The organism is Phaeobacter sp. JH20_08 (genome assembly GCF_048056635.1).
Taxonomy (GTDB): domain Bacteria; phylum Pseudomonadota; class Alphaproteobacteria; order Rhodobacterales; family Rhodobacteraceae; genus Phaeobacter; species Phaeobacter bryozoorum.
Genome location: NZ_JAYMVV010000005.1, coordinates 73888 through 93058 on the forward strand (window position 1 = coordinate 73888; position 19171 = coordinate 93058).

Annotated in this window: 19 protein-coding genes; 10 read left to right on the forward strand and 9 right to left on the reverse strand. The window is 62.8% G+C overall.

Annotation, left to right across the window (positions count from 1 at the left end; genetic code table 11):
- Nucleotides 1-2: 2 nt before the first annotated feature.
- Entirely contained in the window at nucleotides 3-464 is a 462-nt protein-coding gene (locus VWY75_RS02405; protein ID WP_416537159.1) for a molybdenum cofactor biosynthesis protein MoaE, read from the forward strand.
- A gap of 58 nt (nucleotides 465-522) precedes the next feature.
- On the opposite strand, the gene VWY75_RS02410 is transcribed toward VWY75_RS02405, so the two are convergent.
- The 3 genes from VWY75_RS02410 to ubiA all read right to left on the reverse strand — a co-directional run bounded on the left by VWY75_RS02410 (nucleotide 523) and on the right by ubiA (nucleotide 3769).
- Nucleotides 523-837, reverse strand: coding sequence for a hypothetical protein (locus VWY75_RS02410; protein ID WP_340544210.1), 315 nt, complete (start codon nucleotides 835-837; stop codon nucleotides 523-525).
- Nucleotides 834-2729 (reverse strand): OmpA family protein, encoded by a 1896-nt coding sequence (locus VWY75_RS02415; RefSeq protein WP_416536400.1) that lies wholly within the window; start codon nucleotides 2727-2729, stop codon nucleotides 834-836. The genes VWY75_RS02410 and VWY75_RS02415 overlap by 4 nt, the downstream gene beginning before the upstream one ends.
- Before the next feature lie 77 nt (nucleotides 2730-2806).
- Complete coding sequence (ubiA, locus tag VWY75_RS02420; protein WP_416537160.1) at nucleotides 2807-3769, reverse strand: 4-hydroxybenzoate octaprenyltransferase; 963 nt, start codon at nucleotides 3767-3769, stop codon at nucleotides 2807-2809.
- An 11-nt stretch (nucleotides 3770-3780) separates the two neighbouring features.
- Between ubiA and VWY75_RS02425 the strand changes: the two genes are divergently transcribed.
- From VWY75_RS02425 to VWY75_RS02445, 5 genes are all read left to right on the forward strand, one after another.
- Nucleotides 3781-4506, forward strand: a complete 726-nt coding sequence (locus VWY75_RS02425; protein WP_260091212.1) for a 16S rRNA (uracil(1498)-N(3))-methyltransferase — start codon at nucleotides 3781-3783, stop codon at nucleotides 4504-4506.
- Nucleotides 4506-5414 (forward strand): GNAT family N-acetyltransferase, encoded by a 909-nt coding sequence (locus VWY75_RS02430; protein WP_416537161.1) that lies wholly within the window; start codon nucleotides 4506-4508, stop codon nucleotides 5412-5414. Before VWY75_RS02425 ends, VWY75_RS02430 begins: the two co-directional genes overlap by 1 nt.
- Nucleotides 5411-5938: a hypothetical protein gene (locus tag VWY75_RS02435; protein WP_260099594.1), complete on the forward strand. Its 528-nt coding sequence runs from the start codon at nucleotides 5411-5413 to the stop codon at nucleotides 5936-5938. The genes VWY75_RS02430 and VWY75_RS02435 overlap by 4 nt, the downstream gene beginning before the upstream one ends.
- Before the next feature lie 64 nt (nucleotides 5939-6002).
- A complete protein-coding gene (locus VWY75_RS02440; protein WP_416537162.1) occupies nucleotides 6003-7373 on the forward strand; it encodes a glutamate--cysteine ligase in 1371 nt (456 codons plus the stop codon).
- A 229-nt stretch (nucleotides 7374-7602) separates the two neighbouring features.
- On the forward strand, nucleotides 7603-7857 hold the full coding sequence (locus VWY75_RS02445; protein ID WP_416536405.1) for a hypothetical protein: 255 nt from the start codon (nucleotides 7603-7605) through the stop codon (nucleotides 7855-7857).
- Nucleotides 7858-7960: 103 nt separating this feature from the next.
- Here the strand turns inward: VWY75_RS02445 and VWY75_RS02450 are convergent, their stop codons facing one another.
- The 6 genes from VWY75_RS02450 to VWY75_RS02475 all read right to left on the reverse strand — a co-directional run bounded on the left by VWY75_RS02450 (nucleotide 7961) and on the right by VWY75_RS02475 (nucleotide 12595).
- Entirely contained in the window at nucleotides 7961-8434 is a 474-nt protein-coding gene (locus tag VWY75_RS02450; protein WP_416536406.1) for a YHS domain-containing (seleno)protein, read from the reverse strand.
- 280 nt (nucleotides 8435-8714) lie between these two features.
- A complete protein-coding gene (plsY, locus tag VWY75_RS02455) occupies nucleotides 8715-9320 on the reverse strand; it encodes a glycerol-3-phosphate 1-O-acyltransferase PlsY (RefSeq protein ID WP_416537163.1) in 606 nt (201 codons plus the stop codon).
- Nucleotides 9320-10630, reverse strand: a complete 1311-nt coding sequence (gene pyrC, locus VWY75_RS02460; protein ID WP_340544221.1) for a dihydroorotase — start codon at nucleotides 10628-10630, stop codon at nucleotides 9320-9322. Before pyrC ends, plsY begins: the two co-directional genes overlap by 1 nt.
- Nucleotides 10627-11034: a hypothetical protein gene (locus tag VWY75_RS02465; protein WP_416536409.1), complete on the reverse strand. Its 408-nt coding sequence runs from the start codon at nucleotides 11032-11034 to the stop codon at nucleotides 10627-10629. The genes pyrC and VWY75_RS02465 overlap by 4 nt, the downstream gene beginning before the upstream one ends.
- A 4-nt stretch (nucleotides 11035-11038) precedes the next feature.
- Nucleotides 11039-11596, reverse strand: a complete 558-nt coding sequence (locus VWY75_RS02470; protein ID WP_416537164.1) for a hypothetical protein — start codon at nucleotides 11594-11596, stop codon at nucleotides 11039-11041.
- Between the two features lie 3 nt (nucleotides 11597-11599).
- Nucleotides 11600-12595 carry an aspartate carbamoyltransferase catalytic subunit gene (locus tag VWY75_RS02475; RefSeq protein WP_340544224.1) on the reverse strand — a complete coding sequence of 332 codons (996 nt, stop codon included), beginning with the start codon at nucleotides 12593-12595 and terminating at the stop codon, nucleotides 11600-11602.
- 141 nt (nucleotides 12596-12736) lie between these two features.
- On the opposite strand from VWY75_RS02475, the gene VWY75_RS02480 reads away from it, so the two are divergent.
- The 4 genes from VWY75_RS02480 to VWY75_RS02495 all read left to right on the forward strand — a co-directional run bounded on the left by VWY75_RS02480 (nucleotide 12737) and on the right by VWY75_RS02495 (nucleotide 19124).
- Complete coding sequence (locus VWY75_RS02480) at nucleotides 12737-13498, forward strand: uracil-DNA glycosylase (RefSeq protein ID WP_416537165.1); 762 nt, start codon at nucleotides 12737-12739, stop codon at nucleotides 13496-13498.
- A gap of 76 nt (nucleotides 13499-13574) precedes the next feature.
- Nucleotides 13575-14117 carry a molybdenum cofactor biosynthesis protein B gene (gene moaB, locus VWY75_RS02485; protein WP_416537166.1) on the forward strand — a complete coding sequence of 181 codons (543 nt, stop codon included), beginning with the start codon at nucleotides 13575-13577 and terminating at the stop codon, nucleotides 14115-14117.
- Between the two features lie 133 nt (nucleotides 14118-14250).
- On the forward strand, nucleotides 14251-15726 hold the full coding sequence (locus VWY75_RS02490; RefSeq protein WP_416537167.1) for an efflux RND transporter periplasmic adaptor subunit: 1476 nt from the start codon (nucleotides 14251-14253) through the stop codon (nucleotides 15724-15726).
- Between the two features lie 5 nt (nucleotides 15727-15731).
- Complete coding sequence (locus tag VWY75_RS02495; RefSeq protein ID WP_416537168.1) at nucleotides 15732-19124, forward strand: efflux RND transporter permease subunit; 3393 nt, start codon at nucleotides 15732-15734, stop codon at nucleotides 19122-19124.
- Nucleotides 19125-19171 lie beyond the last annotated feature (47 nt).

The following is a 19171-nucleotide window of genomic DNA, read 5'->3' on the forward strand; positions in this document are numbered from 1 at the left end:
CCATGCGGATCGCAGTGCAGGACGCCACCTTTGATCTCGGCGAGGAGAGCCAGCGCTTTGCGGCAGATGTTGTGACGTCCGGCGCCAATGCCGGCGCCATCGTGACGTTCACCGGCGTTGTGCGCGGGTCGGACAGCGGCGACATGGTGGCGATGGAGATCGAACATTACCCCGGCATGACCGAGCGTGCGATCGGGCAGATCACGGAGGAGGCGCTGCGGCGCTGGTCTCTGGCCGATGCGCTGGTGATCCACCGCCATGGACGTCTGGTCCCCGGCGAGCAGATCATGATGGTCGCCACTGCCGCACGCCACCGCTCCGATGCTTTTGAGGCGGCGGAATATCTGATGGACTATCTCAAATCCCGCGCGCCCTTCTGGAAGAAAGAGCTGACACAGGACGGTTCGGGCAACTGGGTCGAGGCCAAAGACAGCGATGAAGATGCCCTGACCCGCTGGGACTGACCCGGCGTTCTGCGCCCGGTCAGCGGGCAGCCAGACTGGAACGTTTCTGATTCCGGTATTAACCGTGCAGCTGGCCGCGCAGTTCTTCCGCCTCGCGACGGGCATCGCGCAGCCCATCCATGGCAGCCCGCAACTCGGCCTCGGTCTGAACCAGCTGATTGGACAGCTCTGCCTCACGTTGTTGCAGGTAGGTGATCGCCTGATCGCGGGTTTCCTCCGCTTCGTGCAGCTCCTGGCTCATCCGATCCAGATCGGCGACATCGCTTTGCCGCACGCGGGTGAAACGATGCACCAGCCAATTGGCAAACCACCCCATCGCAAAGGCGACAAACAGGATAATGGCAGTGGTGATGATGAACTCTGTCCTGTTCATTGTCCGGAGGTCTCCTGTTCGCTGTCTGGGGCGGCTTCTTCGGCGGCGGCCTCATCAAGGGTCGTTTCGCTTGTCGGGTCATTGGCCGGGCGGATCAGCCGGAATTCGATACGGCGATTGGCCTCGCGCCCTTCCTCGGTATCATTGGTCGCAATTGGTGTGCTTTCGCCATAGCCCTTGGCGGTAAAGCTGCTGGTCACCAGCCGCCGTCCGCGCAGCTCGTTCAGAACCGATTGGGCTCGCGACTGGCTGAGCGACTGGTTCATTTCCTCGCGCCCCTGACTGTCAGTATGGCCCTGGATCTCCAGCCGCACACCGTTACAGCGCGACAGGATATCGGCGATCTGATCCAGCGTATCGCGGCTGCCCGCGGCGACGGTTGCCGACCCCGGCTCAAAGGTGATTTTCGAAACGGTCTGCACCGCTGCCAGTTCGGCTTCGCAGAGTTCCGGCGACATCGGTTTGTCCGCAGGCTCTGGCGGCTCCTCATAGGAGACGTTCAGCTCATAGCTCTCCGCCTCGCCCAGCTTGGCCGACAGCAGCTTGGCAATTTCAGCCGGGGCGTCTTCGCGGTGGCTCATCCCGCTCAGTGTGAGACTATCCGGCGTCACGGAGACCGCACCGCGTTGCAGAAAGGACAGCGCCTCCAGCCCGGCCAGCACCCGCACAGGCCAGTCGGCAGGCAGGTCTTCGACAACGCGGGTGGCGCTGTGAACATTGTCGGAACCAAACCGGGCCTTGGCATAGCTGCTGCTGATCTGACGCAGCGCCTCATCCGAAATGCGCCCGCGCAGCTGGACCTGGCCCTCCGGGCTCAGGGTTGCGGTGAACTCAGGCGGCCCATTGCCCGCGTTGGCTTCGGGTTGCGGCAGGACCGCGTGAACCGCAAAGACCTGCGGCAGGGCGCTTTCCAACTCTCCCACGACATGGTCGAACAGCGCCGCTGCGGTGCCTTCGGCGGCGACCAGCGTCATATCGGCATTGGCCAGTGTCATGGATCCAGCGCCCAGCTCGGCCAGTGCCGCGATCCCCAGCTCTGCGGCGCGCGCCCAATTGGGCGAGGGAACGCCCATGCCGATCACGCAGTCAACCTTGCCGTCAAACCCGGCCTTCTCGGCGGCCCGCAGGATGCGGTCGCGGCTCAGCTCGCTTTCGGCAGAACAGGCATCAAAGCGCCCGCCAGAGCCATCAATGCTGTAGCGCAGTGTAAATGGAGTAATGACCGGACGCGGGGCCGCGATATCCAGCGACAGGCGCAGACCGGCCGGCGCCATCCGTGTCAGGCGTTTCTCGATCTGTTCCTTGGCTTCGATACTGTCCGAGATCGCGGTGATCGAAACTTCCTCGGCCTCAACCGAAATCTTGGACCGGGGCAGCAGGCTCAACGCGTCCAGCGCGTAATCCATCGCAGACATCCAGCCCTTCGGAGCGGCGTAATTGGCGGTCTCCAGCAGATCGGCGACCTGATCGGCGCCCGCAATCGTATTCAGCCGCGTGATCACCGTGTCACGGTCCGTGACGCGAGGGATCAGTCCGATGATCGAAATGCCGCTGTCATTGCGCAGGATCTCAGCCGAAAATCGCGGAGGGGCGATCCCTTCGGACGGGGTGATCTGCATGTCGTCGATCACGCGCGCCGCATCTACCACGCCACCCACCAGCGAAATCGCGCCAAAGCGTGTGGCCTCATCGGGGGCGGTGCCGTTCAGGATCACCCGCAGCCCGTCGGCGGTCACCTCGGCCCAGGTGTAGCCTGCCTTGTCCAACGCGCGCCGCACGGCGGTTTCGCTGCCTGCTTCGATCCCCGTCACTGCAAACCCGGCCACAACCAGACTGAGCGCGGCAGCCGCGACAAAGGTCAGGCCAGAGATCAAAAGCGAGGACAGGCGCATGGGCAGACTGGTCTCCGTTGGGGCATCCGTCCGAGACGGCTTTTGTCTGTCTTACAGGGGCGCGGCGGCGGGTTCAATCATGCGAACAGAGCTGCGGCAAAGAAGATCAGCGGAATCAAGCCCGTATCCCGATTGAGCCGAAACAGCTGCAACAGGCGCTCGCCGTTTTCGGCATCAAACACCCTGAGTTGCCAGGTCATGTGCCAGCCCATCGCCCAAGGAGCCACCAGCGCCAGCACCAGCGCCAGCACCGATCCCTGCGGCTGCACCGCAAGAATGATCGCGATCCCCATCAGGCTGACCGTTGCCACGATGAAGCGGCGCAGCCACATCGGCGTTTGCGTGCCAAACAGCCGGGCGGTTGATTTCACGCCGATCAGCGCGTCATCCTCGGTATCCTGATGGGCGTAGATCGTGTCATAGAACAGCGTCCAGGCAATGCCCGCCAGATACAGGATAACCGCAGGCCAGTTCAGCGTGCCGGTATGGGCAACCCAGGCCAGCATCGCACCCCAGTTGAAGGCAAGGCCAAGAAACACCTGCGGCCACCAGGTAAACCGCTTGGCAAAGGGATAGATGGCCACCGGAAACAGCGCGAGGATTCCCATGGCAATGGCCGCCTGATTGAACGTCAGCAGGATGCCAAGGGAGACAAGCGCCTGAAGCCCCATCCAGATCACCGCACCGCCAACGGTCACCTGACCGGATGGAATGGGGCGCGAGCGGGTGCGTTCGACCTGACCGTCAAAATTGCGGTCGGTGATATCGTTCCAGGTACAGCCTGCGCCGCGCATCAGCCAGGCACCGGCACCGCAGGCCACAAAGATCCACAGATCACCCCAGCGCGGGCTTTGATCCCAGAGGATCGCCAGCATCAGTCCCCACCAGCAGGGGATCAGCAGCAGCCAGGTTCCGATGGGGCGATCGGCGCGGCTCAGCCGCAGATAGGGACGGCTCCATGCCGGGGCGTAGTGATCGACCCAATTGCCTTTGACCGCATCTGCGACCTGTCCATCTGGTGTTGGCGTCCCGCCTTGCATATGTATGCCTCATGAGTGCAAAGATCAGACTGTATGTAGAGCACCCGCTGGGGGCAGGGCAATCGGTTCCTCTGGACCGCGATCAGGCGCATTACCTGTTTGGCGTCATGCGGCAGACGGTGGGGGCGCAGCTGTTGCTGTTCAATGGACGGGACGGCGAATGGCGCGTCGAGGTGGCCGAGGCCAGCAAGCGCAGCGGTGTCCTTATCTGCCAGGAGCAGACGCGGCCATTGGTGCTGCCGCCGGATTTGTGGCTGCTGTTCGCCCCGATCAAGAAGGCGCGAACCGATTTCATCGTGGAGAAGGCCGCTGAAATGGGCGCGGCGCGGATCCTGCCGGTGCAGACCGATTTCACCAATTCCGACCGCATCCGGCAGGATCGACTTCAGGCCCATGCGGTGGAGGCCGCAGAGCAATGTGGCGGCACCTACGTGCCGGAGGTCGCGGATCTTCAGAAACTCTCGCGGCTGCTCGACTATTGGCCCGAAGAGCGCCAGCTGATGTTTTGTGACGAAGCAGAGGTCGGCAGCGCATTGGCACTGGCCAGCGAGGCACAGGCACAGGTACCTTGGGCCATCCTGATCGGTCCCGAGGGCGGGTTTTCCGAGGCAGAGCGCAAGCGTCTCCACGCGTTGCCGCAATCCCATGTCGTGAGCCTTGGTCCCCGCATCCTGCGCGCGGATACCGCAGCGGTGGCGGCGCTGACCGTTTGGCAGCAACGCTATGGGGATTGGTAATGACTTGGCGCCCGGCACAGGACAATGATCTCCCGGCGGTTCAGGATCTGCTGCATCGCCATATCGAAAGCTCCATGTTTCTGCTGATCAACCTGCGTGATCACGGGCTGGCTGGCACCGCGCCAAAGGCGGTGCAGCTCTGGGTGCGCGGTCGTGCAGAGGATGGTGTTGCCGGGCTCACCAATGATGGGAGTCTCTTGATCCAGGCGGGCGCCGCCACCGCAGAGGACTGGCGGCAGCTGCAACAGCTGGTGGATCACCGACTGGCGCAGACAGCGTCGCAACAGCAGGTCGGCGTGTTGGGGGAGACCGCCCAGCTGCGCCGCTACCTCGCCGCCACTGGCCTTGATCAGCGGCCCAAGCGCCTTGACCGCGATGAGCCGGGGCTGGCGCTGACCCTGTCCGATCTGGATCGGAGCAGCCTTGATCGTCCGCAGCTGCGGCGCGCGGTGTTGCGTCCGCTATCTGCGGCACCCCGCCCGATGTTGGTACAGTGGCGGGCCGCCTACCATCAGGAAACTCTGGGCACTCCGGCATCAGAGGCCGTCGCCGTCGCGGCCGGCGATATCGACAGCTATCTGCTGCGCGACAGCCATAGGGTGCTTGAGGTGGCGGGCCATTGGGTTGCGATGACCGGCTTCAACGCCCAGCTGCCAAAGGTCGTGCAGATTGGCGGGGTCTATACGCCACAAGAGCAACGCGGTCGCGGCTATGCCCGCTGCGCTCTGGCATTCCACCTGCAAGAGGTCCAGACCGCAGGGGTCGAGAAGGCGGTTCTCTTTGCAGCCGGAGACGCGGCAGTCCGGGCCTATCGTGCCATCGGGTTCCAACCCATCGGGGGCTATTCGCTTGTCCTGTTCGATCGGGAACCCGAGACCGTCGTGACCGCGGGAGAGCTGACAACATGAGCTTCATCCGACCCGAAGCCCGCCGGTCCCTCTGGCGCTGGCGCGAGATGATCGCGGCGGCCGTGCTGGGGGCTCTCGGCTTGTTCTGGGCTTTTGGTGGCTACGGGGTTCAGGCGCTGATCGGCTGGGCTCTGCTGGGCCTTGGGGTGATCATTGCCGTCATCGGTATGCAGCGGATGCGGTTCCGTCTGGGTGGAGGTGGCCCCGGCGTGGTTCAGGTCGACGAAGGCCAGATCGCCTATTTCGGTCCGCTGACCGGTGGGGCCGTTGCGCTATCCGAACTGGAGCGGCTGACACTGGACCACGCCGCGAAACCACCCCATTGGCTGCTGGATCAGCCGGGGCAGGCGGCGCTGGCGATTCCGGTCAATGCGACCAACACGGATGCGCTCTTTGATGCCTTTGCGACCCTGCCGGGGTTGCGTATGGAGCGGATGCTGGCAGAATTGCATAAATCCGGCGCTCACCAGGTCGTGATCTGGGAGCGTGCACCAACACGTCAGACCGTGCACAGGCTGCATTGACACCACCGGAAATACCGACCACGACTTGCAACGCAAGACGGATCAACCTTACGGAGAGCCCCAGATGTCTATTCCTCAATCCGGCGGTGGGCCGATCGAACGTCACGAGCAGCTTGCGGAATATCTTGCCTCCGGCTGCAAGCCCCGTGACCAGTGGCGGATCGGTACGGAGCACGAGAAATTCGGCTACTGCAAGGACTCCCTGAAACCGCTGCCATTTGAGGGCACCCGCTCCATCGTTGCCGTGCTTGAGGGCTTGCGCGACCGCCATGGCTGGTCCGAGGTGCGCGAAAGGGGGCATCTGATCGGTCTGGAAAAGGATGGCGCCAATGTTTCGCTGGAACCCGGTGGTGCCTTGGAACTCTCTGGTGCGCCATTGGAGACCATCCACGAGACCTGCGACGAGGTGAACACCCACCTGCGCGAGGTGAAGGATATCGCCGACGAGATCGGCGTCGGGTTCATCGGTCTGGGCGCGGCTCCGATCTGGACCCATGAAGAAATGCCGCTGATGCCCAAGGGTCGCTACAAGCTGATGGACGCCTATATGGGCAAAGTCGGCACCATGGGGCGGACCATGATGCGGAGGACCTGTACCGTGCAGGTCAATCTCGACTTCGGATCGGAGGCCGACATGGTGCAGAAAATGCGGGTGGCCATCGCGCTGCAACCCGTTGCCACTGCGCTGTTCGCCAATTCTCCCTTCCTTGAGGGAAAACCGAACAACCACAAATCCTGGCGCTCGCGGGTCTGGCGCGATCTGGATGCAGATCGGACCGGCATGGTGCCTTTCGTGTTCGAAGAGGGCTTCGGCTTTGAACGCTGGGTGCAATATGCCCTCGATGTGCCGATGTACTTTGTCTACCGCGACGGCCAGTACATTGATGCACTTGGCATGTCGTTCCGCGATTTTCTCAACGGGGAACTGCCCGCACTGCCGGGTGAAACCCCGACCCTCAGCGACTGGGCCGATCACCTGACGACGGCTTTCCCTGAGGCACGTATCAAGAAATACATGGAGATGCGGGGCGCCGACGGTGGCCCGTGGCGTCGCCTCTGTGCCCTGCCGGCCTTCTGGGTGGGGATGATGTACGATCAATCCAGCCTTGATGCCGCCTGGGATCTGGCCAAGGGCTGGGACGCGGAAACCCGTGAAGCCCTGCGTGTCGCCGCTTCGGAGCAGGGGCTGCAGGCACAGGTGGGCAATATCAAGATGCACGATCTGGCGCGCGAAGTGGTTGCGATTTCCGAGGCGGGACTCAAATCCCGCGGTCGCGCGGGCGCCGGTGGGCTGGTGCCGGATGAAACGCATTTCCTCAACGCGCTGAAGGACAGTATTGAAACCGGCAAGGTCCCGGCGGATGAGCTGCTCGACCGCTACAATGGCGACTGGAACGGCGATCTGAGCCGGATCTACGCGGAATACAGCTACTGAGGAACGCTCAAGATCGCCTCAGACCAATCTCAGGGGGTGCCTATCGGGGCGCCCCTTTTTTCATATGGCGGCCGGTTGATACCTGCTCGCTATGACTGGGTGTCGCAGGGGCGTTCACCGGTGGGTTCACTGGCGCTATCCAGCTGGTTTTCCCCCTAAATGACACCTTGCTCACTCATTTTCTGGTCCCTAGAAGAGCGCGCATTCTATAGCTCTGAAAGGTGTTGAAATGGGCAATTTCTTTATCTCTGCATTTGAAAAACTTGTAGGCGTATTCATGGTTTTGCTGCTGATCGCCGTCGCAGGGGGTGCTGTGCTTGCGGCCCTGCAGCCCGTTGGCGGCGGTATCCTCGCAGCCCTTGGCGTGCTGGTGGTCGGCGGTCTCTACGTCGTACTGATTGGTGGCTCGCTGTATCTGGCGGTGGGGATCTACAACAACACCAAGCGGACGGCTGATGCGATCGAACGGCTGGCTTCAAAGTAACTATTGTCGGCTGGGGCGATGGTCCCAGCATTGCGGTAATACAAATGGGCGGCAGGTATCCTGCCGCCCATTATTCATGATCTAGCGTCGCGCGCTGGGAAGGTTACTGCAGAAGCTCGGCTGGTTCAGCGTCGGCGATTTCTTTCCAGTTCACATCAGCTTTTTCAATGAAGCCGGGAATGTCCTTGCTCCAGCGTTCCTGAATGTCCTTCGACAGGTTCAGGTAAAGCACATTGTCGACGATTTTCCACTCGTTCGGGTCGCCGTCGAATTTGAAGCCCATCGCGGCCCCAAAGGCGCAGTAGCCACCATAGGCCGGGACATAGGCCTCGGGGCTGGCTTCAAACAGTGCTTTGTTTTCCTCGGTGGCAAACCAGTAGGTGGCGTCATCGAATGTCGCGGTTACCTTGTAGGATCCTTTGGTCGGCTCTCCGGCGTTGAAATATGCGACCGGGTCGTAGCCCTGCATTGCCAGACCGGTGGAGGAGGCGTTGACATCCACGCCGGCTGCCAGTGCCGAGGTTGCCAGTGTCACGGAAAGGGCGATCCCGCCCAGAAGGGATTTTACGGTGTTCATCGGTGTGAACCTTTCGATTTGTCGGATGCCGTGGCACCCGGAGTTGGAATGATAAAAGGCGTGCGTCATCAAAATGTCGGTGTTCGAAATTGGACCGTCCTGGTCACGACACCGATATGAGGGCTCTACCGATCACGTTCAAAACAACTCCTTTTGTATGTGTGTTGATGCACAGTCACTCTGCACCGGAGCGCTGGCACATTCGCGTGATGAAAAAAGCCCTCATCCGATGTGGATGAGGGCTTTTCTTTGAAAATAAGTGCTTATATGGCGGTGGCCGCTATTTCTGGCCGATCCTCGGTTCGGTGCCCATGCGCAGCCGGGTGATGTTTTCCTTGTGCCGCCAGAGGATGATCAGCGCCAGAAGCGCGGCCAGTGCCGTGATCATCGGGACACCCAGCAGCAGGCACCACAGCGGTGCGGCCACGGCTGAGACCAGAGCGCCCATCGAGGAAATCTTGCTCAGATAGGCTGCCGCCAGCCAGGTGAGACAGCAGGCGATGCCCACCGGCCAGGCCAGTGCCAGCATCAGGCCGAGGAAGGTCGCGACGCCTTTGCCGCCTTTGAACTTCAGCCAGATCGGGAAGCAGTGACCCAGAAACGCGGTGAGACCGGCCAGCTGTGCTGCATCCTCACCGGCCAGAACACGGGCCAGCAGGACCGCCGCCGCGCCCTTGCCGCCGTCCAGCAGCAGCGTCAGCGCTGCGGCCTTTTTCGATCCGGTGCGCAGCACATTGGTGGTGCCGATATTGCCAGATCCAATGGCGCGAAGATTGCCCAAGCCCATGATCCGGGTCAGCAGCAGGCCAAAGGGGATGGACCCCAGACCATAACCGATCACGGCCCAAAGCAGCAGAAATGGGGCGGCAGTCTCAATTGGCGGCATCAGTCTCTCCGATAGACCGGTTCGCCGGCCACATAAGTTGCCAGCACCCTACCTTGCATGCGCTGCCCGTCAAAGGGGGTGTTCTGCGATTTCGAGTGCAGCGAAAAACGGTCCATTACAAAGGGCTGGTCGGCGTCAAACAGCACAAGATCAGCCGGTGCGCCTTCGGCCAGGCGACCGCAGTCGAGCCCCAGTCGTTTGGCCGGGTTCAGCGCCATGGCCCGAAACAGCGTTGGCAGGTCCAGCTGTTCGGCATGATAAAGCCGCAAGGCCGCGGGCAGCAGTGTTTCCAGTGCGACAGCCCCGGCGGCGGCTTCCTCAAACGGCAGGCGCTTGCTTTCTTCATCCTGCGGTGTGTGCATCGAGGAGATTGTGTCGATCAGCCCCTCGCGCAGCGCGTCGATCAATGCCAGCCTGTCCTCCTCGGATCGCAGCGGCGGTTTGACCTTGAAGAAGGTGCGGTAGTCGGCAACGTCCAGCTCGTTCAGGGTCAGGTGATGGATCGAGGTTCCGGCAGTGATGTCCAGCCCGTTGGCTTTGGCCCGCTGAAGGGCGGGCAGGGCGCGCGCGGTGGTGATCTGATCTGCGTGATACCGCGCTCCAGTCATTTCCAGCAGGGCGATATCGCGATCCAGTCCCATCCGCTCGGCCATCGGGGTGACGGCGGGCAGCCCACGCAGCGTGGCGAATTTACCCGAGGTTGCGGCGGCCCCTTTGCTCAATCCCGGCTCCTGGGGGTGGGCGATGACCAGCGCGCCGCAGCTGCGCGCATAAGACAGGGCGCGGGAGAACACCTTGGTGTCGGCGACGACATGATCGCAATCGGAAAAGGCAACCGCACCTGCATCCATGAGAAAGCCGATCTCGGTCATTTCTCGGCCCTCGCGCCCCTTGGTCAGGGCGGCCATTGGCAGCACGTTCACCGGTGCATCGGCCTGCGCGCGACGGGTCACGAATTCCAGTGTCTCGGGGCTGTCGATGGCGGGCGTCGTATCCGGCCGCGTTACCATGGTGGTAACCCCCCCTGCCGCTGCTGCAAGGCCTGCGGATTTATAGCTTTCCTTGTGACGTTCCCCGGGTTCGCAGACCTTGACTCCGATGTCGACGATACCCGGCGCAAGACATTTTCCGTGGCAGTCAATAAGGGTCACATCCTCTGCCCCAATGTTTCGCGTGCGAAACAATTGGTCAGGGTCGGTGCCATTCTTTTCAACCGCTGCGATGCGCCCCGAGTGTACCAGAACCGCACCTAGGCTGTCGGTGCCGGCTTCGGGGTCGATCAGTCGGGCGTTGGTGAACAAGAGGGTCATGCGCGTGGACTTTCCGGGTGGTCAGAGAGGGCGGTTTCGATGGCGGTGCGGGTCGCAGCCGGGTCGGGCTGGTATTTGATCAGGTATTTGTGGCCGTCGCGGGTGACGATCTGCACAGTGCTGCCGAGCTGGTTCACCTGGGCAATATTGGCCAGCGGAATCTGTTGGTGATCCGGGCCGATCACCGATGTGTCGCCAAGAGCCCAGACCCGGGTCAGCTCATCCGACATCAGATAGCCACCACGCAGGCCGATCGCGGCGAGCCCGCCAATGGCGCCAGTCCAGACATATGGGTTCCCCATCACCCAGAGAATGCCCATCGCGCCAACCATGGCGATGACCGCGAGCCAGGCGTGGCTGCGCCAGTAGGCCATGCGGTCCGGGGAAAAGCGGGTCTCGGCCATGATGTTAGCTCGCCAGCAACAGCACGACGAGGAGGATCAGTGCCATCACGATGGCAAAGATGGTCGCGCCGATGCGTCGGGCGCGTGAGCGTGCCGCGCGCGGGGAGGGGCGTGGAGCCGAATAGGGTTTGGCGCTGTCAGGGGTTTCGTCGGGATTGCTCGGCAGGCTGGCCCAATCCGCACCAAGTTCGCTGTAATCGCCGATATGGCGGATCTGATGCGCCGGGATCAGGCGGGTTTCCTCGCCCCGAAATGCGCGCGACCGCAGCAGCAGCACATAGCCGTCGATTGCCATCAGCCTCTGGGCATCGGCTTGCAGCTGCTCGGCGGGAATGCCGCAGCCGTCGCGCAGGTAACCGATCAGCCCCAGATCCTCCAGATCGCTTACCGGAAAGATTTCGACATGATCGAGGTCGACATACTCAATCCCCAGAACCTGTGCCAATGCGCCGGGCTCTCGCAGGAAACGGGCCTGTTCCGACCGCATGTCGAGATCAAAGACATGGATCATCCGCTGCTCGCCTGCGGGGATGGTCAGGGGCTGCGTTACCGGCTCGGTCATTGATCAGACCACGCCCGGTTGCGCCATGGCAGTCTGACGGCTGGCGCGCAGATTGCGGGCCAGAAGATCCATCACCGCCATGCGAACGGCGACACCCATTTCGACCTGCTCCTGAATGACCGAACGATTGATATCGTCCGCCAGCGTACCGTCGATTTCAACGCCCCGGTTCATCGGGCCGGGGTGCATAACGATGGCGTCGGGTTTGGCCAGCGCCAGCTTCTCGGCATCCAGCCCGTAGCGGTGGTAATACTCGCGTTCGGAGGGGATAAAGCCACCGTCCATCCGCTCCCTTTGCAGGCGCAGCATCATGACCACATCCACGTCTTTCAGCCCTTCGCGCATGTCGTCGTAGATTTCGGCACCGAACTCTGCGAAATGGTCGGGCACCAGGGTCGGCGGGCCGATCAGCCGGATGCGGTTTTCCATCTTGCCCAGAAGGATCAGATTGGAGCGGGCTACCCGGGAATGCGCGACGTCGCCACAGATCGCAATGTTCAGACGGTGCAGGCGCCCTTTTGCACGGCGGATGGTCAGCGCATCCAGCAGCGCCTGTGTAGGGTGCTCATGCCGCCCGTCGCCTGCGTTGAGCACGGCGCAGTTCACCTTTTGCGCCAGAAGATCCACGGCACCTGAGTGCGGGTGGCGCACAACCAGCAGATCGGGGTGCATCGCGTTCAGTGTCATCGCGGTGTCGATCAGGGTCTCGCCCTTTTTGATCGAGCTGGCCTGCATCGCCATGTTCATGACATCTGCCCCCAGCCGTTTGCCTGCGATTTCAAAACTGGCCTGAGTGCGGGTGGAGTTCTCAAAGAACATGTTGACCTGGGTCAGCCCGGACAGCGCATCGGCGTGTTTGTCAGGGCGTCGGTTCAGCTCGGCATAGCTGTCGGCCAGATCCAGGATGGCGGTAATTTCATGCGGCTTCAGCGGCTCAATACCCAGAAGATGCCGTTGGTTGAAGGACATCGGATCAATCGACGTGGGGGCATTGGGCATGGGCTGGCTCCGTGCTGTTTGGCGCTCTTATAGCAGGGCTGTGGCGTCCGGCAAGACAGCCGGGGCGTGTTCTGGACCGGGGTGAAGGCTGCGGTGAAGTCAGGTGTTTTGCTTGGCTCCCGAGCAGAGTAGCTTGGGGCCATGGAATCGGCATTGGATTATCACAGCGCGCGGGCGCTCTTGGCGTGGCAGATTGAACTGGGGGCGACCGATGCAATCGGCGATGCGCCGGTCAATCGCTATGAGCTGCAGGCGCGGCTGCCCAAGGCGGCTGCGACGGCTGCGGATGCCGCGCCGATCAAACCTCTCGAAATCGACCCGGTTGCGGTGGCGCGACAGATGGCAGGGGCGGCTGGTTCGCTGGCGGCGCTGCGCGATGCGCTGGATCAGTTTGAACATTGCGAGCTGAAAAAGGGCGCGCGTAACCTGGTGTTTGCTGATGGCCACCCCGGTGCCCGCGTGATGGTGGTTGGCGAAGCCCCCGGTCGGGATGAGGATATGGCCGGAAAGCCTTTTGTGGGCCGCGCCGGGCAGCTGCTGGACCGGATGCTGGCAGCCATTGGCCTGTCGCGTGAGGACAGCGTCTATATTGCCAATGTGTTACCGTGGCGACCGCCGCAGAACCGGGATCCGCTGCCTGCGGAAATCGCCATGATGACTCCGTTTCTGGAGCGCCACATTGCCCTTGTGCAGCCGGATATCCTGATTGCCATGGGCAATATCAGCTGTGATGCCCTGCTCGGAAAACGCGGTATCACCCGGATGCGTGGCACTTGGCATGAGGCGCAGGGCAAACCGGTGATGCCGATGTTTCACCCGGCCTATCTGCTGCGTCAGCCGGTGCAGAAACGCGCCGCCTGGGCGGACCTGCTTGAGGTGAAGATGCGGCTGACCGCCGGGTGATACGCAACCACTAACGGGGCGGGCCGGAAACGGGCGCGACCCAAGGCAGCTGATATTTCAGATGGGGGCCGGAAACATGGCACAACTCGACGACAGCAAGGATTTTATTCCCGTCCGCATTGCAGTGCTGACGGTCTCGGACAGCCGGTCGCTGGCGGAGGATCGTTCCGGTCAGGTTCTTGTGGATCGGCTGGAGGCGGCGGGGCATGTGCTGGCCGATCGCAAGATCCTGCCGGACGAGCGGGCCGAGATCGCAGGCCAGCTGCGTGACTGGATCGCCGACCCAGAGGTCGATGTGGTGATCTCGACCGGCGGCACCGGGCTGACCGGCCGCGATGTCACGGTCGAGGCACACCGGGATGTCTATGAAAAGGAAATCGATGCCTTTGGCACGGTTTTCACCATCATTTCCATGCAGAAGATCGGCACATCAGCGGTGCAATCAAGGGCCACTGGCGGCGTCGCTGGCGGCACCTATCTCTTTGCGCTGCCCGGAAGCCCGGGCGCCTGCAAGGATGCCTGGGATGAAATTCTGGTGAAGCAGCTGGATTACCGGCATCGTCCCTGCAATTTTGTGGAAATCATGCCGCGGCTTGACGAACATTTGCGTCGCAAGTGAGACGGAATTGATCCGTGACTGCGTGTAACCTCGTATAGTTTGTACAAACTGGTATTCTTGCGGCTTAAGGTGTTCATTTTGAACGCTGCGGTGGTGGTGTGGCCGGTTCGTTTAGCCGATTGAAGGATAAAGAATGCGCTTTTTGCGGCAAACGGTGATTGGGGTCTTTCTTGCGGCGCTGACAGCGGCGCTGCTGCTTCTGGCGGTGCAGATGGTGGTGTCTGCCATTCAGACCCGTATGGCGGACGAACGTGGCGCGCCGCCGGATCGTGAACGGGTGTTTGCGGTGAATGTCGAGCGGGCTGAGCTGGGCACGGTGCAGCCGCGGCTGACCGCCTTTGGCCGGATCGAGAGCCGCCGCAGGCTGGAGCTGCGTACGGCGGCTGCCGGTCGGGTGGTAGAGCTGGCGCCGGGTTTCGAGGATGGCGGTGACGTGAAGGCCGGGGCGCTTCTGGTGCAGATCGACCCGGCAGATGCGCAGGCCGCCCTGCGACGCGCAGAGGCGGACATGCTGGACGCAGAGGCCGAGACCCGAGAGGCCCGGCGCGGGCTGGCGCTGGCGCAGGATGAACTGGCCGCTGCCGAGGATCAGGCAGAGCTGCGCACGCGCGCGCTGGAGCGGCAGCGCAACCTGGAAACGCGGGGCGTCGGATCGGCGGCAACGGTTGAGGTGGTGGAACTGGCGGCGGCACAGGCCCGGCAGGCGGTGATTTCTCGCAGGCAGGCGGTGTCGCTGGCCGAGGCCCGCATTGATCAGAGCGTCACGCGACTGGCGCGGGCCGAGATCGCACTTGAGGATGCCCGCCGCAATCTGGCCGACACCACGATCACCGCTGCGTTTGACGGGACGCTGCAATCGGTGAACCTGGTGGAAGGGCGGTTGGTTTCGGCCAATGAAAAGCTGGCTGATCTGGTGGATCCGGCGCAGCTGGATGTGGCTTTCCGGGTGTCGACGGTTCAATACGCCCGTCTGCTGGATGCCGATGGGCAGCTGCTTGCGGCCCCGGTTGAGGTCACGCTGGATGCCACCGGCGCCGCATTGAAGGCAACGGGTGTTGCGGTGCGGGTCAGCGGTGATGCAGGCGAAGGGCTGGCAGGGCGGTTGATCTACGCGCGGCTTGATCCGGCACTTGGCTTCAAGCCCGGCGATTTTGTCACCGTTCACGTGCAGGAACCGGAGCTGGCAGAGGTGGCGCGGCTGCCGGCCTCGGCGCTGGGGGCGGATGGAACGGTTCTGGTGCTGGGGGAGGACGACCGCCTAGAGGCGCTTCCTGTAACGCTGGTGCGTCGCCAGGGTGATGACGTGCTGCTGCGCGGCGCAGGTCTGGAAGGCCGCGACGTCGTCACCGGGCGCACGCCGCTGCTGGGGGCGGGGATCAAGGTGCGCCCGCTCCGTCAGGGGGCGGAGGCCAGCGGCGCAGGGGATAGCGCCGCCGCGGAGGCGGATCTGGTCGAGCTGACCGAGGATCGTCGAGCCAAGCTCGTCGCCATGGTCGAAGGCAACAGCAGGATGCCGCAGGCGGTGAAGGCGCGGATGCTGGAACAGCTGGCTGCGGCCAAGGTGCCCGCTGGGCTGATCAACCGGATCGAAACGCGGATGGGAGGGTAGCGGCGATGCTGCGCAATCTCCCCCGATCGGCTGGCGGTGTTCTGAGTTATTTCACTCGCCACCGGACCTTGTCGAACCTGCTGCTGGTCCTGCTCCTGGTGCTGGGTGCGGCGGCGATCCCTAATATGCGGGCGCAGTTCTTTCCCGATGTGATCGTGGACCAGGTGTCGGTGGGAATCGAATGGGAGGGGGCTGGCCCGGAAGATATCGACAGCGCGATCGTGCAGGCGCTGGAGCCGGCGCTGCTGGCGGTTGATGGGGTCGAAAGTTCAAGCGCGACGTCGCGCGAAGGCTGGGCCAGCATCTCCTTGGAATTCGAACCCGGCTGGGACATGGCGCGGGCTGCCGATGACGTGCAAACCGCCGTCGACGGCGTCACCACCCTGCCGGAGGAGGCGGAGGAGCCCAGCGTGCTTCGCGGGGCTTGGCGTGACAGAGTCACGGATGTGGTGATCACAGGCCCGATCGCGCCGCGCCAGCTGGGGCTGTTTGCGGATGAGCTGATCGCGCGCCTGTTCGAGGTCGGGGTGACGCGAACCACGATCCGTGGCATCGCCGCACCGCAGACCATGGTCGAGGTGCCCTCGGCCAGTCTGATTGCCCACGATATCGCGATGACGGATATCGCCGCCGCAATCGCCGCAGAGGTTGATGCCAATCCCGCGGGCGATGTGAGTGGCGCAAATGCCCGGATCCGCACCGGCAGCGAAAAGCGCAGCCCGGAGGAATTGGCAGGCATCGTGCTGCGTACCAACCCTGATGGGTCCGCACTGACCGTGGGAGATGTCGCCACAATCCGTGTGGAGGGTGTGGATCGCAATCGTTCTTATTTCGTCGGCGACGATCCGGCGATGTCGATCCGGGTGGACCGGTCGGATCAGGGCGATGCGATTAAGATTCAGCATCAGGTCGAAGGGGTGGTTGAGGCCTTGCAGGCCAGCCTGCCGGATGGTGTCAGCGCCAGTCTGATCCGAACCCGGGCCGAGGCGATCACCGGTCGTCTGGATATCCTGCTGGACAACGGGCTGATGGGTCTGGGCCTGGTGTTGGCATTGCTGTTCCTGTTTCTGAACGCACGCATTGCCTTCTGGGTCGCGGCAGGGATCCCGGCGGCGATGTTTGCCGCAGTGGCCTTCATGTATATGGCTGGTCTGACGATCAATATGATCAGCCTGTTTGGCCTGATCATCACGCTGGGCATCGTAGTGGATGATGCGATCGTGGTGGGTGAACATGCCGATTTCCGTGCGCGGCGTCTGGGCGAGCATCCGGTTGCGGCGGCAGAGAACGCCGCGCGCCGCATGGCCATGCCGGTTTTCGCGGCCACATTGACCACGGTGATCGCATTTTTCGGATTGGTGTCGATTGGCGGGCGGTTCGGCGAGCTGATCCGCGATATCCCCCTGACGGTGATTGCCGTGCTTGCGGGGTCACTGATCGAGTGTTTCCTGATCCTGCCCAATCACCTGGCCCATGCCCTGGCCCATAGCGCCAAGGAACATTGGTATGATCTGCCGAGCCGGGTGGTCAATCGCGGGTTTCGCAGGCTGCGCGATGGCCTGTTCCGACCGCTGATGGCGCTGGTCGTACGCGGACGCTACGTAGTGCTCGCGGGGGCTTTGGTGATCCTGGCCAGTCAACTGGCGCTGTTCATCGGCGGCGATGTCAAATGGCGGTTCTTCAATGCGCCGGAGCGTGGCTCGGTCACCGGTAATTTCGCGATGGCCGAAGGTGCGACGCGGGCCGATACGCTGGCGATGATGCGTGAGATGCAGCGTGCGGTGGATGAGCTGGGTGCGGAGTATGAGGACCGCTATGGCCGCAACCCCATCGAATTTGTTATGGCTGAGATCGGCGGCAACGCCGGGCGCGGTCTGGCCGGTGTCGATGCCAAGGATAGTGATCTTTTGGGCGGGATTTCGATTGAGCTGATTGATGCGGATCTGCGGCCCTATTCCAGCTTTGCCTTTGTTGCAGAGATCCAGGAGAGGGTGCGCCGTCATCCGATGACGGAGACGCTGTCTTTCCGTGGTTGGCGGTCCGGCCCGGGTGGGGATGCGCTGAATGTGCAGTTCAGCGGTGCGGCGGTCGAGGTTCTGAAAGGCGCATCGGAGGATCTGAAGACGGCACTGCTGCGCTATCCTGAGGTTTCCGCTGTTGAGGACAATCTTGCCTATGACAAGGAAGAGCTGGTGCTGGAGCTGACGCCGCAGGGGCGCGCGCTGGCGTTCACGGTTGAGACGCTTGGCCGGGCGCTGCGTGCGCGGCTCAATGGGATCGAGGCGGCAACCTACCCGGAGGGCCCGCGTAGCGCCACGATCCGGGTGGAACTGCCGAAGGACGAGCTGACGGCCGATTTCCTGGAGCGCACGCTGATGCGTAGCCCGGCGGGTGTCTATCTGCCGCTTGCGGATATCGTCTCTGTCAGCCAGCGCACCGGTTTTTCGACAGTGCGGCGGGAAAACGGGGTACGCGTGATCAGTGTCACGGGCGATATCTCCGAGGACGATCCGGCCAGAGCTCAGGCCATAGCAACCGCGCTGGAAGAGGAAATCCTGCCGAGCATCGCCAGCGAACGGCAGGTCGATTGGCAGCTCGCCGGGTTGAGCGAACAGGAGAACGAGTTCCTGAATGACGCGCGAACCGGACTTATACTCTGCCTGACCGGTATCTATCTGGTGCTGTCGTGGATATTCGCCAGCTGGACGCGGCCCTTGGTGGTGATGGCGATTATTCCCTTTGGTCTGGTTGGCACGATCTGGGGCCACTACCTGTGGGACGTGCCGCTGTCGATGTTCACGGTGGTGGGGCTGTTGGGAATGACCGGCATCATTATCAACGATTCGATCGTGTTAGTGACCACGATCGATGAATATGCGCAGGAACGTGGCTTGATACCGTCGATCATTGACGGGGCCGCTGACCGGCTGCGGCCGGTGATGCTGACGACGCTGACAACGGTGCTGGGGCTGGCGCCCTTGATGTACGAGGGTTCGCAGCAGGCGCAGTTTCTGAAGCCGACCGTGATTACGCTGGTCTATGGTCTTGGTTTCGGGATGGTCCTGGTGCTGCTGGTGGTACCGGCGCTGATCGCGGTTCAGGCCGATGTGGCGCGCCCCTTTGCGGCGCTGCGGCGCGGGCTGACATCGCGGGCGGGCGAACTGCGCTGGCTGACGCTGGGGCTGGGAGCGGCGCAGCTGCTGTGGCTCGCGGTAACACTTGGCTATGCGATGGCGGTTGGGCTGCTGCATCCGCTACTGCGGACGTTTGTGCCGGTGCTGGCGGCGATGGATCCGGTGCGGGCAGCCACGCTGCTGTTCATCGTTGGTGCTGCGCTTCTGAGCCTGTTTGGCTACCTCTGCGCCCGCGCGGTGGGCGCACGCCGCGCCAGGGTCTGAGCGCGCAACAGTTCTGAGCGTCGACCCGGGCTTTATGGATGCAGTGT